General features: G+C 42.2%; 16 protein-coding genes. 9 read left to right on the top strand and 7 right to left on the bottom strand.

Annotation, left to right across the window (positions count from 1 at the left end; translation table 11 throughout):
• Window positions 1–19: 19 nt before the first annotated feature.
• Window positions 20–610: a carboxymuconolactone decarboxylase family protein gene (locus tag C8D97_RS08895; RefSeq protein WP_109763428.1), complete on the bottom strand. Its 591-nt coding sequence runs from the start codon at window positions 608–610 to the stop codon at window positions 20–22.
• A gap of 38 nt (window positions 611–648) precedes the next feature.
• Complete coding sequence (locus C8D97_RS08900; RefSeq protein ID WP_109763429.1) at window positions 649–1,098, bottom strand: MarR family winged helix-turn-helix transcriptional regulator; 450 nt, start codon at window positions 1,096–1,098, stop codon at window positions 649–651.
• A 201-nt stretch (window positions 1,099–1,299) separates the two neighbouring features.
• On the opposite strand from C8D97_RS08900, the gene C8D97_RS08905 reads away from it, so the two are divergent.
• Window positions 1,300–1,731 carry a VOC family protein gene (locus tag C8D97_RS08905; protein WP_109763430.1) on the top strand — a complete coding sequence of 144 codons (432 nt, stop codon included), beginning with the start codon at window positions 1,300–1,302 and terminating at the stop codon, window positions 1,729–1,731.
• A gap of 71 nt (window positions 1,732–1,802) precedes the next feature.
• Window positions 1,803–2,477, top strand: coding sequence for a PAQR family membrane homeostasis protein TrhA (trhA, locus tag C8D97_RS08910; RefSeq protein WP_109763431.1), 675 nt, complete (start codon window positions 1,803–1,805; stop codon window positions 2,475–2,477).
• 25 nt (window positions 2,478–2,502) lie between these two features.
• On the opposite strand, the gene C8D97_RS08915 is transcribed toward trhA, so the two are convergent.
• Complete coding sequence (locus C8D97_RS08915; protein ID WP_109763432.1) at window positions 2,503–2,973, bottom strand: hypothetical protein; 471 nt, start codon at window positions 2,971–2,973, stop codon at window positions 2,503–2,505.
• A 248-nt stretch (window positions 2,974–3,221) separates the two neighbouring features.
• Entirely contained in the window at window positions 3,222–3,593 is a 372-nt protein-coding gene (locus tag C8D97_RS08920) for a hypothetical protein (RefSeq protein ID WP_109763433.1), read from the bottom strand.
• Between the two features lie 167 nt (window positions 3,594–3,760).
• On the opposite strand from C8D97_RS08920, the gene C8D97_RS08925 reads away from it, so the two are divergent.
• Window positions 3,761–4,840, top strand: coding sequence for a ketoacyl-ACP synthase III (locus C8D97_RS08925; protein ID WP_109763434.1), 1,080 nt, complete (start codon window positions 3,761–3,763; stop codon window positions 4,838–4,840).
• Between the two features lie 289 nt (window positions 4,841–5,129).
• Here C8D97_RS08925 and slyD read toward each other — a convergent pair whose 3' ends face one another.
• Both slyD and C8D97_RS08935 read right to left on the bottom strand, forming a co-directional pair.
• Window positions 5,130–5,612 (bottom strand): peptidylprolyl isomerase, encoded by a 483-nt coding sequence (gene slyD / locus C8D97_RS08930; RefSeq protein WP_109763435.1) that lies wholly within the window; start codon window positions 5,610–5,612, stop codon window positions 5,130–5,132.
• A gap of 207 nt (window positions 5,613–5,819) precedes the next feature.
• Window positions 5,820–8,735: a DUF748 domain-containing protein gene (locus tag C8D97_RS08935; protein ID WP_109763436.1), complete on the bottom strand. Its 2,916-nt coding sequence runs from the start codon at window positions 8,733–8,735 to the stop codon at window positions 5,820–5,822.
• A gap of 664 nt (window positions 8,736–9,399) precedes the next feature.
• Here C8D97_RS08935 and C8D97_RS08940 point away from each other — a divergent pair.
• The 4 genes from C8D97_RS08940 to C8D97_RS08955 all read left to right on the top strand — a co-directional run bounded on the left by C8D97_RS08940 (window position 9,400) and on the right by C8D97_RS08955 (window position 11,703).
• On the top strand, window positions 9,400–10,146 hold the full coding sequence (locus tag C8D97_RS08940; RefSeq protein ID WP_109763437.1) for a type 1 glutamine amidotransferase: 747 nt from the start codon (window positions 9,400–9,402) through the stop codon (window positions 10,144–10,146).
• 278 nt (window positions 10,147–10,424) lie between these two features.
• On the top strand, window positions 10,425–10,775 hold the full coding sequence (locus C8D97_RS08945; RefSeq protein WP_109763438.1) for a PilZ domain-containing protein: 351 nt from the start codon (window positions 10,425–10,427) through the stop codon (window positions 10,773–10,775).
• Window positions 10,776–10,917: 142 nt separating this feature from the next.
• Complete coding sequence (locus tag C8D97_RS08950) at window positions 10,918–11,265, top strand: PilZ domain-containing protein (RefSeq protein ID WP_109763439.1); 348 nt, start codon at window positions 10,918–10,920, stop codon at window positions 11,263–11,265.
• Window positions 11,266–11,328: 63 nt separating this feature from the next.
• Window positions 11,329–11,703 (top strand): hypothetical protein, encoded by a 375-nt coding sequence (locus C8D97_RS08955; protein ID WP_109763440.1) that lies wholly within the window; start codon window positions 11,329–11,331, stop codon window positions 11,701–11,703.
• A gap of 98 nt (window positions 11,704–11,801) precedes the next feature.
• On the opposite strand, the gene C8D97_RS08960 is transcribed toward C8D97_RS08955, so the two are convergent.
• A complete protein-coding gene (locus C8D97_RS08960) occupies window positions 11,802–12,221 on the bottom strand; it encodes a CBS domain-containing protein (protein WP_109763441.1) in 420 nt (139 codons plus the stop codon).
• A 575-nt stretch (window positions 12,222–12,796) separates the two neighbouring features.
• Here C8D97_RS08960 and C8D97_RS08965 point away from each other — a divergent pair.
• Entirely contained in the window at window positions 12,797–14,311 is a 1,515-nt protein-coding gene (locus C8D97_RS08965; RefSeq protein ID WP_109763442.1) for a peptide MFS transporter, read from the top strand.
• Window positions 14,312–14,591: 280 nt separating this feature from the next.
• The gene (locus C8D97_RS08970; protein ID WP_170115199.1) at window positions 14,592–15,158 is read left to right on the top strand and encodes an alpha-ketoglutarate-dependent dioxygenase AlkB family protein; all 567 of its coding nucleotides are present in this window, start codon (window positions 14,592–14,594) and stop codon (window positions 15,156–15,158) included.
• Window positions 15,159–15,392: the final 234 nt, after the last annotated feature.

A 15,392-nucleotide genomic window follows, 5' to 3' on the forward strand; every position in this document is an offset into this window, starting at 1 on the left:
TGTAGAATATAACTCACAATTAAACGTGTTTACCACGTTCCCAATCTGTGTGTTTTAAAAGTGTTTTACCGGCTTCAACGGCGCCATCTTCCATAGTTGTACCCATGGAGTCATTCCAGCGGTTTAAATAGCCAAATAATGCAATAACCCCTAACATTTCGACAATTTCACCTTCGTCCCAATGTTGATGTAACGCTTGTTCAATGGACTCATCCACTGCGTTGGGAACCGCAGAAGCAGCCAGAGCAAACTCAAAAGCGGCTTTTTCTGCATCGCTGTATAAATCACTGCTGCGAAACTCCCAGATATTTTCCAGTCGTTCATCGGTGCCGCCATAGCGCTGGGCAGCCAGTATGGTGTGTGCTTCACAGTAGCGGCAGCCGGTGTTGGCACTGGTGAGGTATCCAATCAAGCGTTTTTGTTCGCTGGTCACACGCCCTTGATTTTCCATAACGGCTTTATTCAGTTGAATAAACGCCTGAGCAATCGCCGGTCGTCGCTGCATGGTCAACACACTGTTGGGACAAAAGCCCAGTGTTTCGTTGAAGAATTTTGCTAATTCGGCGACTTCAGCATTGTGATCGGAAGGTAATGGGGTGACAAGTGGCATAGGGTACTCCTGCAAATATAATTTTATATGTAATTACTTTAAGGGTTGTGCTTAATAATGTCTATTGCTTTGGATTGAAGTTTGTCGATCAACTCAAGAAACAGTCGAAATTCGCCATCGCTGAGCACCTGTTGAAAGGCATCGCCATTGCGTGACATCTGTGGGATCAGTGCCTGATAAGTTTGCTGACCTTTTTCGGTGATGGCGATCAAGCGACTGCGGCCATCGGACAGGTGCTTTTTCTTACTCACCAATTGCAGCTTTTCAAGGTGCTGTATCGAGCGGGTAACGGTTGCTCTGTCCATACCGGTTATGGTGGACACTTCTGCTGGGGTGATCGAGTCCTGCAGACCTATAATTGCCAGAACCCGCCAGTCCCGACCAGTCATTTTGGTGTCTTTGACAAAAAAGTCACTGGAGCCCTGTTTCATCAGGTTTGATAATACAGCGATACGAAATGGCAGGTGTTCGGATAATTTAAGACTCATAAAAACATAGCGCCTAGACAGTGGTGATTTTTAATATAATTGAATATGAAATTAAAATAAAGGTTTTAAGAAAGGTGGTTACAGACCATAAGCGACTTGAGCCTGTTGTCGATTGATGGAACAATCATCCTTTGAACAATTTTTTAACGATACATTAAGACTAAAATAAGACTAAAATTTTTAACACAAGGTTTATTGCTTATGTCACAGGTTAATCCGTTTCATGTTGCTGTTCCGGTGCATGATCTGGCCGAATGTAAAACCTTCTATACCGAATTATTGGACTGTAAAGTGGGGCGTGAGTCGGATCACTGGATTGATCTGGATTTAATGGGGCATCAATTTGTGCTGCATCTGGATCCATCACTGGATCCGAAAACCGTTAAGCAACACTGTAATCCGGTCAATGGAAAGCAGGTTCCCGTACCGCATTATGGGGTTATATTGACGCTTGAACACTGGAAATCTCTGGCGGAACATTTAAGACAGCACAAAATCGACTTTATTATCGAACCTTATATTCGATTTGAAGGGCAACCGGGTGAGCAGGCGACCATGTTTTTTATGGATCCGGCCGGAAACGCTCTGGAATTCAAAGCTTTTGCCGACTTTTCACAAATATTTGCCAAATAAGCTAATTTCAGTGTACATGTGTACGCTGAAATATTAAACTCCTACTGTAATTTAGAAAGAGAGTTGTTTATATGCACGCAAATTCCCAGATTAGTCCGCCAAATTTAACCGCGCAACATTCGAAAACCAGCCAATACTCAAACCGTGAAGAATTCTTGAATGTGATCTCTCACGCAATTGGCTTTGTGGTGGCATTGGTTGGATTGATCACCATGATCTATCGTGCCGAAGGTGCTCTGGCAGTGGTCAGTGTCACTGTTTATGGCGCATCGTTGGTATTAATGTTTTTGTCATCCACACTGTATCATGGCAGCCGAAATCCGGGATTAAGGCAGCAGCTTAAACTATTGGATCATTCCGCTATTTATTTGTTAATTGCCGGCACTTATACGCCATTTATGTTGCTCTCGCTGGACAACTGGGTTGGTACCGCGGGCATTATCACCATCTGGGCGCTGGCAGTGGCTGGTTTGCTATTTAAATGGTTTGTGCGTGAAAAGTTTGCCCGGGTGTCGCTGGCACTGTATCTGATTATGGGCTGGCTGGTGATAGTAATGATTTACCCGCTTTATCAGTCGGTGCCAATAGGTGGGCTCTGGTTGCTATTTTCCGGCGGCATTTGTTTTAGTGTTGGCGCAGCCTTTTATGCCGCAAAGAAAATTCCTTATACCCACGCCATCTGGCACCTGTTTGTTATTGCCGGTTGCGCTTGCCACTTTTTGTCTATCTATCTTTACGTGATTTAGTCGAAAGCTGGCTTCATCGGGTCGTTTAATCTGGCTGTGGCTTGTTGCAGAGTTTCTTATTCACCAGAGATCGTGACTCTTTGCCATCGGGGTACTTCTCAACCAGCAGACATTCACCATTGGGTGTGGTCATATAAAATGAGCTGCCGACACTGGATGAGTTGTTCGGTTGGCTCATTTCCGGGTTATTAATGTCGTTTTGGTTCTGTGTTGAAGAACTGTTTAAATCTGGGGTATTTGAATCAACATCTTTATCATGTTGTCGCTCATGTGCCCGATGAGCTGCTGACTCTATGGCATGGCCAATTACTGCTCCTGCAATTAAGGCGCCCACCACATGGGATGGTTTACCGTGCATATGCCCATGCAAATGAATTCTTGAATGATGATGCCCATGCTTGTAATGACCATGATGACGACCATGGAACGCACAGCCACTCAATGCTACAAAACAGGCCAGCAGAATTGAAATTTGAAACAGTTTTTTTAATGTCATGATGTTGCACAGGTTGAGTGATAATAGCTTCATTTTAACGGTCACAGCTGAATATTAGCTGAACTTGAAAGGGATATGACTGGAACTAACGTCTATTGCACAAGCATGCAGAAGGAAGGAAATCTGAAAGGTTGTCTGTAGTTGGTGTTGAAAACAGGTTACCGGAAAAACTTTAAATGCTTCACCGATAACCTTTATTTGCTCGATTAAAATAATAAACGCTTAATTATCGAACCAGTGCAGTAATATTAAGGCATCTGGATTTTATTGTTGCCCATGCCTTCCTGGCCCGGTACCACTATTGAAGACGCCTGCTGTCGTCGCATTTCTTTTAACTCTTCCATGGTACGCTCGAGAGAATCTTTAGCGCCTTCGGCAAACTTTTCAATGGCCGCTTTTAGATTATCGGCTTCCAGTTCAAAGTGCAGGGGAAGGGCGCCGCCCGGTGTCATAACCTGAGTTTGTCCCAGATACTGTGTTGCTCGGGCTGTATCTGGCTCGCCGTCAGCGGTAATAGGGGTCATTACTCGAATGGAACCTACTTTTTGATCGGTATAAACCTCTTCTTTATAAAGATTATCGGCGTCCATTTTCATTTCTGGTAGTGACTCGTTGCTCATATTGTTACCTTGTTTCAATTAATTTGCCGACAGTATAACAAACTGGCCGATCAAATTGCGCAGTTGCGGGCGATCATTTTGTCGATAGCGGCATCAGGTTGGAGCAGTTAATCGGAATATATTCATTACACTAGCTCGCAAATTTTGTTTATCGAAAAAGAGACCTTATGCCATACGCAGAAATTACTGGTTGGGGCAAATGCCTGCCGCCCGCCATCATGACCAATAATGATTTGGCCACCTTTATGGACACCAGTGATGAATGGATTTTTTCACGTACCGGCATGCGAGAAAGACGTATATCTCATGTGGATGTGGATGAGTTGGCCTATGTGGCGGCCGAGCGTGCGATCGCTTGTGCAGGCTTAGAAGCCAACGATATTGATGGCATCATTTTTGGAACCACCACGCCCACCACATTAGCGCCCAACTGCGCTTCTTATGTGCAAAAAAAGCTGGGTAATAAAAACGCCGCCGCCATGGATTTAAACAGTGCCTGTTGCAGTTTTCTATTTGCACTGAGCAATGCAACCGCGTTAATCAAAAATCAGGTCATGAAAAAAGTGCTGGTGATAGGTGCCGAGAAGCTTTCCTGGGCGGTGGACTGGTCAAATCGTAATGTGGCGGTATTGTTTGGTGATGGTGCCGGTGCAGTGGTTGTTGAAGCAACCGATGAGCCAGTAGGGGTACTGTCGTCTAAAATGGGCTGTTATGGCGATGTAAGAGAGTCACTGGCAATCGATAATTTTGGTTCTGGATTTGATCGCACAGCCAATACTTATTCACACGTTACCTGGAATTTTGATGGCCAGGAAATTTTTAAGCGCGCCACTCGCGGCATGGTTTTGGCCACCGAAGATGTATTGGCAAAAGCCAATATGACGGCAGAAGATATTGATGTGGTAGTGCCACATCAGGCAAACCTTCGCATTATAGAAGCGGTTGCCAAACGATTAAATACACCTATGGAAAAAGTTATGGTGAATGTGGAGCGCTACGCCAATACATCGGCAGCAACCATACCCGTGGCATTGTGTGAAGCGTTAGAGCGAGGGATGATTACACCCGGAGCCAATGTGGCCATTCCGGCATTTGGTGCTGGCCTGACCTGGGGCGCTGCATTTGTAAAATGGGGGCAACGCGTGACACCTGTATCAAGTAGTTCCGTTGAATTGCCAGCAAACGATAAGTCGGCACTGGAGTTAATTAAGCCGTATCTTGATATAGCGGAAAAGCATCAAAAATAATTTATTACAACAAAAAAATATCGCTTTATAACAATGGCATTGGTGCTGCTGATTTTAAACTTGGATCTTGTTTTTTAGTTCAGCCAAAAATAAGCAAAGTGATTAAACTCTATTTTTATAAGCAGGGTTGAAGCAAAAGCGTTGTTTTAAAAGTGTGAAAGGTTTACGTAGTTTGTAATTAAAGACGGGATATTACAGTCAGGATTTGGAAGAAACGAGAAGTTAGAAAGCAGATGTTAGAGATCAAAAGTCAGATACAGCATGAAACATGCTGTATCTGTTGTCGCCATTAATGCTGGTGACCGCCTGCGCCATGGGCGTGGCCGTGAGACAATTCTTCTTCCGTTGCATCACGAACTTCAACCACTTCAACATTAAAGTTAAGGGTTTGACCGGCAAGAGGATGGTTTCCATCAACGGTGACGGTTTCATCGGAAACATTGGTGATCACAACGTTAACAGGACCTTGTTCAGATTGAGCCTGGAAGTTCATACCCACTTCAAGCTTGTCCACACCTTCAAACGCTGAACGTGGCACATCCTGGATCAGTTCTTCGATAACTTCACCGTAGGCATTAGTTGGTTCAATTGTCGCTTCAACTTTATCACCAACGGTTTTGCCTTCCATTTCGCTTTCAAGGCCAGGAATAATGTTCTTATGACCTTGCATGTAAAGTAATGGCTCTTTGCCGTCAGACGTATCAATAAGTGCGCCTTCGTTATTTTTCACGGTGTAATGCATCGAGACAACTTTGTCTTTAGTAATATTCATATGAAATCTTCTAGATTGAGAGTTAAAAAGGAGGGTTCACGTGTAATTATGCGTTATTTGAGCAAAAATTTAAACCCCCGCACATTTTCACGATTGAAACTGATAGTCAGATCGCTGCTATCAAACGAGCCCCTTTAATGCAATGTCTACTGAGTTAAAGGGGGATTAATCTAAGGGTATATTTGCAATATCTTGTGTATCAGGCTGTTAAATCGAAATGGTTACCCGACTGTGTCTGGTATTTAATTCACTGACTTTTATATTACAGGTAAGCAGTTGATCGGGATTGACCTCATAAGTGGACTTAAGTGCCGACAGAACCACTTTGCGTCTTTGCTCGGCCAGTTTTAATAAAAAGCTTTCTTGCTGCTGATTTAATTCTGCTTTAAATTTTTTATCGCTAATTTTTTTCTTATTGTCCGTCAGCTCTTCATCCACCGCCAGATTCTCTGGTAGATCTTGCAGAGAGGTTTGTGCACATAGCACCAAAGACACTTGTGGCTTTTGCTTTGTTAATGTTGCGATGTCTTCTAATTGTTTCATTTGTGCGTCATTCAGCGCATAGCTTCCAGCATCAAATTCAACAGGATCAAACGATAAGCCGGTTGCCAAATCGATTAATCCATTAGCCAGGGTCAGCAAGCCAAACGGTGAGTATTGATAAATAATAGCGGTTTTAATGGCCTTAACCGTAACCGTAGAAACCACATCTTTAATCGAAAAGTTGGGCGCAGTAGCATCTCCGGTAATCGGGATCTCTAGTTTAATTTGATTGTCACCGTCTTTTAGTAGTTTTAGTGCAGCGGGTAAGGGAACGCCGAGCTTGGCATTTAACTCACTTTTTTCATTTTTTTGCAGGCTTCCCAATTCAAACTTATTAAAGGTTAAAACTATTTTACTGTTTAAATTATTGGATTTAATTTCTACCGTGCTGTCAGCCGATAATTGGCCTTGATCGATGCGATAGCCAATATAGCGGGTTGAGTAGGGCGACAGAGGCACCAGATCGAGAGAGGATATTTTTGCCGTTAAATTAATATTGGGAACTTTAGGTTGCAAAGTTACCGTGCCTTCAAACGACATACGACCGGAGTTATTAATTTCACTTTGTCCGGTTAAGGTCATTGGTTTTCTATCAGTATTAAATTGTTCCAGCAATAGCGAGAAGTGATTTAAACTCATGGTCGCTGATGGCGTGACCGTATGATCGGTGTAAATCAATTCTCCGCTGTCGTTAATTTTGACAGAGTCAATGGTAATGGTTAGTCCGTTATTATTTTCTGTTTCATCATCTGGTTTAACGTCATCTGACTTAATGTTATCACTGGATTGTTGAGCATTATTTGGGGATTGGCTTTTAGATTGATTTTCAGATTGACTTTGAGATTGAGCGCTCTCATTAGATTGACTTGTATTCGGCTCACCAGCAGCTGCTGGCTTTTCTGCGTTGCTGTTTGCCGAGTTTAATCCGAGATAAGCTGAAGCCGTCAACTCATTAGCCCATACAGCAAAGTTATTGCTGGCGGGTGTTATTTGTTTGTAATCAGAATAAAAGCCTGACTGGGTAATATTATGAATCGCCAGTTTATTGTTGAATAAACTGAACTGATTAACCGATAGTTCATTGAAACCCGTTAAAAACTTGTTGGATAAATTATTTTCTGCAATTTTAGTTTTAGAGCTTTTATTTTTAGAGCTTCCGGCTTGAGTGCTTGCAGTTTCAGAATCCTCTGTTTTAGACTCACCAGTTTCTGAATTCTCAGCCTCTGAAGGTTCAGTATCTGTATCAGGCTTTTTCTCTTCGGAATTATTGTCTGATGGAAGCTGTTGTTTTTCAAATCCGTGCAGTTCACTGACAATAAATGATTCAAACGCAACCTGATCCGACAGGTAACTTAAGTTTTTTAAATCAACGTTTTTAACTTGTGCCACTGTGACTACTTTTTCCGGTTTAGCTGCTGAGGCGATTAACTTTGATAATCCCCATTCATTCAAGGCTAAGGATTGTGTGGTTAACTGAAAGGAAAGCGCTTTAGCGTAAACAGTCTCAATGGTGGTATTGATGGCTGGCAAATCGATAGTCTCATCGGATAAATCTTCTGGGCCTAATCGAATGCTTGTCCAGTTTAATGCTTCGGTGGATATTTGTTGTTGATTAATCGACAGTTGCTCCAGAATCAGCGATTCATGTTGATAAAGACTTTGCTGATCCAGCTTAAGTTTAACCTTATTAAGCGATAGCTTACCGTTTGCCTGATAAAGTGTTTTTGGTTGAGACTGAGTTTCCGTTTGTGAAGAAGACTGAGCACTTCTTTGAGTTGAAGCCGCTTCCGTTGAAGCCGTTTCGCTTGTACTTAATTCAGTTGAACTCGCTTCCGCTGAATCCACTTCGGTTGCTGAGCTGTTTGAATTTTTTGAAGGGCTTTTATCTGGCGTAGTGGCCGCCAGTGTTGCATTTATTGGACCTTGCCATTGTATTTCAGTGCTAAGACAAAGTTGTTGTGGGGATAGTGTTTTGGCGCTGTTATCAGCGGACTCACTTGGCTTTTGCGGAAAAGTATTGACTAACAGCTGATTTAATTGCTCCGGATTTACATAACACACACTGGCAATATCAATGACCCATTGATTCAAATTAAGCGTCCAGGGCCTGGCTTCTTGTTCGGCTTTGGTGGATGTATTTTCTTCATAATTGTTATCACGGTTTGTATTGTCATTATTTGCATCGCCGGCTAATTTGGTTAAATCGATGGAACCTATATGACTTAAGGTGCCATCGGTATAGCCTAGTGATGCCTCAAGTTTTTCCAGCTTAAATTGGTCCAGTATAATTTGATTGTCCATCAACGGGGACCATTGCCAATCAATGGTTAGCTGCTGAAAGTTTAGAGGATAGTCATTTTGTTGAGAATTAAAACCGCTGATCGAAATATTAGAGTCCCACAGTGACAATTCTAAATCATCGATGGAAACTGTTGCTCCCTGACGTTCAAACCAATAAAGCATACCCAGCTTGGTTAGATAAGATGATAAAGCAATGACCGTCACTATTAAAATCAGAAAGAATAGTAAGAGACTTCTAAAAGGATGCTTTTTAATCGGATTAAAAATCGAAAGTTTCACCGGTACCAATCCTTGCTTGACTGTGAATTTAAGCTGCTCTAAGAGTTATCTCGTTTTATATAAACGTTATGACTCTGTGTTGAATGTTGTGCTTTAACTGATAATTGTGCTTTGTTTAATAAGGCTATGCTAAAAGTGTACTTTCTTAATGACAATTTTCGTTAACGGATAAACTTCTGTAATTGCATTGCTATCATTTAAACATATCTGACACGAGATTATAAACGATCCTGCTTCAGATACCCTAGTTTAAAAGCTGGTTTTTACTAAAGCCAAACTTACTCAAGACAGACTTATTCAAAACTAACAGTTACCATAGACGATGGGTGCAGCAAAGTTAAGTGAATGTCTCTGAATTGTCTTTGGAAGCTCTTAGGAAGGTCACTAAAACTATACTCTAAAATGAGGTTCTAAAAAGAGACTCTAATAAGATACTACAGAATAAAGTCAGGCCTTATATAAAAAACAACAGTTTAATATAGCCATCCTTTATTGTTCACTTTTAATTCATTGAGCGATACTGGTATAAAATAAAACATTGGTTACAGATTTGCCGGTTTGATACAGAAAAGTCAGAGAACAGAGCGTTTGAGACTTAAACGTCTGTAAATAATAATTATTTCTTGGGTTATAAAGATACCCATATGGCAATTGGAGGTAAGGTTTGGCAAAAATAATGGTCTGTCAGCATGTTCCCTATGAGCCTCTGGGAACGCTCGATCCCTTATTGCGTGCGCAAAAGCATCGTATTCGTTACGTGAATTTTGGTCGGACACCTTTAGCGAAACCGTCGATTGCAGGCTACGATGCACTTATTTTGCTGGGCGGCCCGATGAATATTGGGCAAGAGGCGGTTTATCCCCATTTAAATGAGGAAAAAGCGCTTATATTACAGGCCCATCAAATGGGGATCCCCGTTTTGGGCATTTGCCTGGGCGCTCAATTGATAGCATCTGCATTTGGCGCTTCTGTGGGCAAGGCAGAAACCGCTGAAATAGGTTGGTATCCACTGCATTTGACGCCGCAGGGTGAGAAGGATCCTGTTTTGCATCATCTTGCTTCAGACAGCAAGGTTTTTCAGTGGCACGGATTCACCTTCGACTTTCCAAAACAATCGACGGCTCTGGCTACAGGGACTGTATGCCAGAATCAGGCATTTCGTATTGATGACGCTATTTATGGTTTTCAATATCATCTGGAGGCAAGCTTAAGCCTGATTAAGCGCTGGCTCCATCTTCCTCAACATCAAGAAGAGTTGGGTGATGAAGCGGCGACACAGAAGATAGAAAGCATCTGGAAAGATACTCTGTACAACATTGATGATTCCATTCACCTGAGTCGACAGGTTTTTTCCAGCTTTCTGGATCAACTGCCCAAGGTTAACCAACTGCATTACTTTGCTCACCGATAAGGTTTTTCAAGTCGCTAAGGGCTGTCCACATCGCTAATGGCTTTTCACAACGCTAAGGGCTTTCCACATCGCTAAGAGCTTTCCCTATTACACGGCTAAGGGCCTTATTTCCCATCGTCGAGCTTTCGCTGTATGAGTGATTATTTTTTCGAGAGCTTATAGTACAGATGCTGAGGAATGACCTAACTGTCCGTTTTTATTAGTGAAAATCGCCTTGCTAGCCTCTTTTTCTGCTTGGACTATACTTAAAAGCAGGCTTATTTATAGAGGTTTTACTCATGTCGCTGCAATTTTCAGATGAACGGGCCGAGCAACGGATCAGCGCCGATAAAGGTATGTTTATCCAGTATAAGGTGGTGGAAATTGATGGGAAACCGCGCGTTCATGCCAGTACTCTATTCGACTACTCCTGCTCCGGGCTTAAAGTTGTCTGTTATGAACCACTGCCCATAGGTCAAATTTTACAATTAACCATTGGCCTGAAAGGTAAGCCGGACTCTTATGACCTCACCGGGCAAATCAAATGGTGTCTTGAAGTTGATGAAATACCCACTTATCATGCAGGGATATGCTTTTTAGATAACGCCAGTTCAGACTTTAAAAGTTGGCTAGAGGTATGCGCAGCTTAGGCCTGCTTCCTTTTTGGTTGACTTTCTTTAGTTGAACGAGCAAATGAGTCGTTATAATCCGGTTATTAAGTTATCTGGCTGCGATGAAAAGTGATTATTCGGCAAGATTAAAAGTTGTACCACCATTATAATAAGACGTTCTATGGAAAATAATGAGTTGCGTAAAGAGCACCGTGTGCCGAAACAAGAGTCTGTGTATATTGAAGTGCTCACATCCTCATCAAAAAATGATAAAGGGTTGGTGGTTGAATGTTCTACAGACGATATTTCACCCAGTGGTATTAAAGTCCGGTCGCACTACCCGATAACGGAAGGCGCCTTTCTTGAACTATTGATTGATTTTAAGCAGGGCAGTTTGAAGTACTTGCTGACCGGCGAAGTTAAATGGTGCAATCAATTGAACGATGAACCCACTTATAACTGTGGCTTTGAACTGGTTGATGCGGAACATTCGGATATTAAACTTTGGCGAGAGTTGTTTGACAACTAAAGCGCTTGGTTGACTCAGTTGACCTTTGCTTAAGCATCTTTCGATATTCAAAAGAGACATTTTATGAAAAAGTCATTAGCCATTTTAGTTATCTTAATCTTAATTATTGGTCGTGCGGTCTGGATTGAGAAAAACAGCCCTGATCAGTGGTCTATTGCCTGGAAAAATTATCAGGATACGGAATCTGAAATGAAGTTTGCCAAAGAAGTGGTTGCTGTATTCCGTGGTGAAAAATTAAAACGTGTGCCCATGTCTGTTCAGGAAATGAATCGTATTGTCTATAAATGGGTGGACGATCGTGGTGAAAGTCATATGAGTTATCAAAAGCCGGTTGGCGTTAAAAATGTGCAGGAAATACGACTCGGCGATCTGAATTATCAGGTGGAAGAATCTTTAACTGATGAAGAGAAACGTCGGGTATTGGGCACCGAACAATAATCGACTCAAGTAATTATTTATAATTTAAGAAACTATTTATTTACAATTCAAGTAACAGTTCAAAAGTAAGGATCAGTTATTCAGCTGTCGTATTTAGATTACTGATCCAGCACTTTGATAGCAAATTTAACAAAATCCCCAGAGGTTAATACGCCCACCACTTTCAATTCGTCGACTACCGCAATGCAGCCGTGCCGGTTTTCTTTAAAAAATTTTGCGGCATCAATTAATGGTGTTTCTGGCGCTACGGTTATCACATCCGTATCCATTACCTCCGCAACCGACTGACCTTTTTCCTGTTCTTCGAGTTGATCCAGTCCTTTTTCGTTGATAATCGCTATCGCATTCGACAGTACCGCTTTTTGCGTTAAGATACCGGCAAAATTACCATTATCATTATTCAGTACCGGTAAGTGACGAACCGCGTATTTTTTCATGGTGGTTCGGCCCTTAAATAAGCTATTGGTATCCTGCAAACAAATGGGATCAATCGTCATAAAGTCAGCAACTCGGTACATAATATTCTCGTTTTATTAATACGCTCTTATTATTTATAGTTGCATTCTGAAAAGCTGACAATAAAAAAGCCTGCAAAATGCAGGCTTTCAAAGCAGAAAAAGGTTTGATATTAGAGGCTATTGATAACCAGTCAGTACAGCAATAACGAATGATAATGAGCCTGCAAGCATTATTTCAGTATCAATGGCCCAATAAGCTTAAACCACCTGACGTAGGGAATGCCGCACATGCCGTTACAGAGCCGTAGCGGACAACAAATGTTCAATAACCACATAGCCAAATTAATAGAGTTCATTATCTTAGCGAATCCCCTCACGACCTTTATTCGCTAGAGGTAGAGCTTTGTAAAGTCGTCAACCCTATGCATTAAAGCTGGCTGTTTTTTAACCATTAGCAATTAGCAAAGGCAAAAAAAGGACAAATATTAACCAGGTAAATGGTCGTTGTTGCATTTTAAATCGGTAAATCATTCCTATTCTGGTCAGATTTAGATAAAGTAGCCCACTTATTTAACATGCCTAATGGTTTGTTTTGGGCAATATTATTAAAACTATAAAGTTTGGGAACACAGGTTATGTCGTTAAACTCTTATCAAAACAGTGATGGCTTCTTTGGTCATCCAAAAGGGCTATCTACGCTGTTTTTCACAGAAATGTGGGAGCGCATGAGCTACTACGGTATGCGCGCATTGTTGGTTATCTTTATGACTGCCACACTGCAGGAAGAAGGGTTGGCCTTCACTGTTGCAATCGCAACAGCCATATACGGTCTTTACACAGGGGCAGTTTATTTTTTAGGTCTACCGGGTGGCTGGATTGCCGATAGACTGATTGGTGGTCAAAGAGCCGTATATTACGGTGGTTTAATTATTATGTGTGGCCACATTGTGCTGGCAATTCCTAATACGACCACCTTTTTTATCGGTCTCATCCTTGTCGCAACCGGTACTGGTCTCCTAAAACCAAACATTAGTGCCCTGGTGGGTCATTTATACACACCCGATGATGTGCGTCGTGATTCCGGTTATGCCTTGTATTACATGGGCATCAACATCGGTTCCGTACTTGGTTACACCGTTTGTGGGTACTTTGGTGAGCAAGTTGGCTGGCACTGGGGCTTTGGTGCTGCGGCCGTTGGTATGGCTATTGGCTTGATTCAATACAAAAAAACAATCGGCAATCTTGGCAACGCCAGTCTTGAGCCAGAAAACCCCATGACACCAGCAGGCAGCAAACGCGCTTGGCAAATCATCGCGGCTACCGTTGTTGCGGTGGTAGTGATTACGGCACTTACACTAACGGGCTCTATCACTATCAATGCTGTTGAGCTGGCGAAATACGTAGCCGTTGTATTTACAGTTACTTTTTTCCTTTATTTTGGTTATATCTATTTCGCAGGAAAACTGAGTAATGGCGAGAAGAAAGGCATGTGGGCTCTTTTTCTGGTCTGTGTGGCATCGGCGTGTTTCTGGTCTGGCTTTGAGCAAGCGGGTTCTTCTTTGAGCTTGTTTGGTCGTGACTACACTGACCGGATGCTGGGTGATTTTGAGGTGCCAGTTTCCTGGTTCCAGAACATCAACCCAATGTTCATTATTATCCTATCTCCATTCTTTGCTGCTCTATGGATCAATCTTGGTAAACGTATGATTCAACCAACCTATGTTGCCAAGTGTGCTGTTGGTTTGATCATCATGGCAAGTGGCTTCATTGTGATGTTCTTCGCTTCACAATACGCTGCAGCTGGCTTGAAAGTCGCTCCTTATTGGTTGGTCGCAACTTACTTCTTACACACCGTGGGTGAGCTATGCCTTAGCCCGGTTGCACTTAGTGCCGTTAGTAAATTGTCTCCACGTCGTTTTGCTGGTCAAATGATGGGTGTGTTTGTATTGACTTACTCCATTGGTAACATCATTGCTGGCTTACTAGCCGGTGGCTTCGACCCTGAAAACGTTGAGCAACTACCCAACCTGTACTTGCAAATTAGTTTGTTCAGTATCGGTATCGGTATCTTTGTATGGATTATTGGCTTTAAGTCAAAAGCTTGGGAGCTAGAGGCTGAAAAAGCAAAGTCTCAAGTTAACGTAGCCTAACAGTTACGAGAACACGTAATTGAGTTGTTAAAAAGCCAGCTGTAAAGCTGGCTTTTTATTTTGTATTTAACTATCTAAAGTTAATCAACGCCTTGGTATCAAGTTATAAACTATTACTCGTAACTGCCAACCAACAAATACCGTCTGCAAGAATAACTTTCCAGCTCGATCAAACTTTAGTCCCATTCTGTACCAGCTGAAGTGCTCTTGCATTACTAGTTTATCTATTTAGGATAATAATTGGCCTTCAACACAGATGAGTAATAAATACAGGCAGTCAATGACCGAGCAAGACTTACAGTTTATACCCCACTGGCAAACCGCCGAACAAAGTGAGCACAGGTTTCAGCTATTGGAGCAACAACTGCAATGGCATCAGGAGTCACTCATGATGTATGGCAAACAAGTGCAGGTACCCAGATTGGTTGCCTATTATGGTGATGAAAACGCTCGCTATCGATATTCGGGCGTTTGGCATCAACCAACGAACTGGACGCCACTGTTGCTGAGCATAAAACAGATGCTGGAGCAGTCTTTTGATACGCGGATTAACAGTGTGCTGTGTAATTTGTATCGAAACGGGCACGATGCAATGGGGTGGCACAGTGATAATGAAGCCGAGCTGGGCTCAGAGCCGAGTATTTTTTCATTGTCGCTTGGCGCGACACGATTTTTTGATTATCGCCGTAAAAGCGATCACAGTATTAAACATCGAATACAACTGAATAGCGGCAGCTTATTAATCATGCGCGGGCAGTTTCAGGCCCTTTGGCAGCATCAGGTGCCACGACAAAAACGAATTACAGACCCACGAATCAATTTGACCTTTCGCTATGTTTATCCTTAATCAATGGTTCAAGCGTTGACAAAACCAAACAGATTTAATGGAATCATAGGTTGGTCACTATTGTTTGATCACCATTCTTTGATCACAATACTTTGATTACAATTATGCCTTTGCACTGTATAGCTCTTATGTACTATCTATTTGCATTAATTGAGAGCATTAAATTTACGGATTAAATTGCTGCTTTAGAACGGTAGCAAGTCGTATCCGAACTGTGTTTAAATTATTGTCATT

Origin of the sequence: Pleionea mediterranea, assembly GCF_003148745.1 — a bacterium.
In the GTDB taxonomy this organism is placed as follows: domain Bacteria; phylum Pseudomonadota; class Gammaproteobacteria; order Enterobacterales; family Kangiellaceae; genus Pleionea; species Pleionea mediterranea.

Excerpts from the sequence above, each read along its gene's own strand:
- C8D97_RS08895 (WP_109763428.1), bottom strand. The coding sequence starts at position 610 with ATGCCACTTGTCACCCCATTACCTTCCGATCACAATGCTGAAGTCGCC.
- C8D97_RS08970 (WP_170115199.1), top strand. The coding sequence starts at position 14,592 with ATGACCGAGCAAGACTTACAGTTTATACCCCACTGGCAAACCGCCGAA.
- C8D97_RS08915 (WP_109763432.1), bottom strand. The coding sequence starts at position 2,973 with ATGACATTAAAAAAACTGTTTCAAATTTCAATTCTGCTGGCCTGTTTT.
- C8D97_RS08945 (WP_109763438.1), top strand. The coding sequence starts at position 10,425 with ATGTCGCTGCAATTTTCAGATGAACGGGCCGAGCAACGGATCAGCGCC.
- C8D97_RS08955 (WP_109763440.1), top strand. The coding sequence starts at position 11,329 with ATGAAAAAGTCATTAGCCATTTTAGTTATCTTAATCTTAATTATTGGT.
- C8D97_RS08965 (WP_109763442.1), top strand. The coding sequence starts at position 12,797 with ATGTCGTTAAACTCTTATCAAAACAGTGATGGCTTCTTTGGTCATCCA.
- C8D97_RS08920 (WP_109763433.1), bottom strand. The coding sequence starts at position 3,593 with ATGAGCAACGAGTCACTACCAGAAATGAAAATGGACGCCGATAATCTT.
- trhA (WP_109763431.1), top strand. The coding sequence starts at position 1,803 with ATGCACGCAAATTCCCAGATTAGTCCGCCAAATTTAACCGCGCAACAT.
- C8D97_RS08960 (WP_109763441.1), bottom strand. The coding sequence starts at position 12,221 with ATGTACCGAGTTGCTGACTTTATGACGATTGATCCCATTTGTTTGCAG.
- C8D97_RS08900 (WP_109763429.1), bottom strand. The coding sequence starts at position 1,098 with ATGAGTCTTAAATTATCCGAACACCTGCCATTTCGTATCGCTGTATTA.
- C8D97_RS08925 (WP_109763434.1), top strand. The coding sequence starts at position 3,761 with ATGCCATACGCAGAAATTACTGGTTGGGGCAAATGCCTGCCGCCCGCC.
- C8D97_RS08905 (WP_109763430.1), top strand. The coding sequence starts at position 1,300 with ATGTCACAGGTTAATCCGTTTCATGTTGCTGTTCCGGTGCATGATCTG.
- C8D97_RS08950 (WP_109763439.1), top strand. The coding sequence starts at position 10,918 with ATGGAAAATAATGAGTTGCGTAAAGAGCACCGTGTGCCGAAACAAGAG.
- slyD (WP_109763435.1), bottom strand. The coding sequence starts at position 5,612 with ATGAATATTACTAAAGACAAAGTTGTCTCGATGCATTACACCGTGAAA.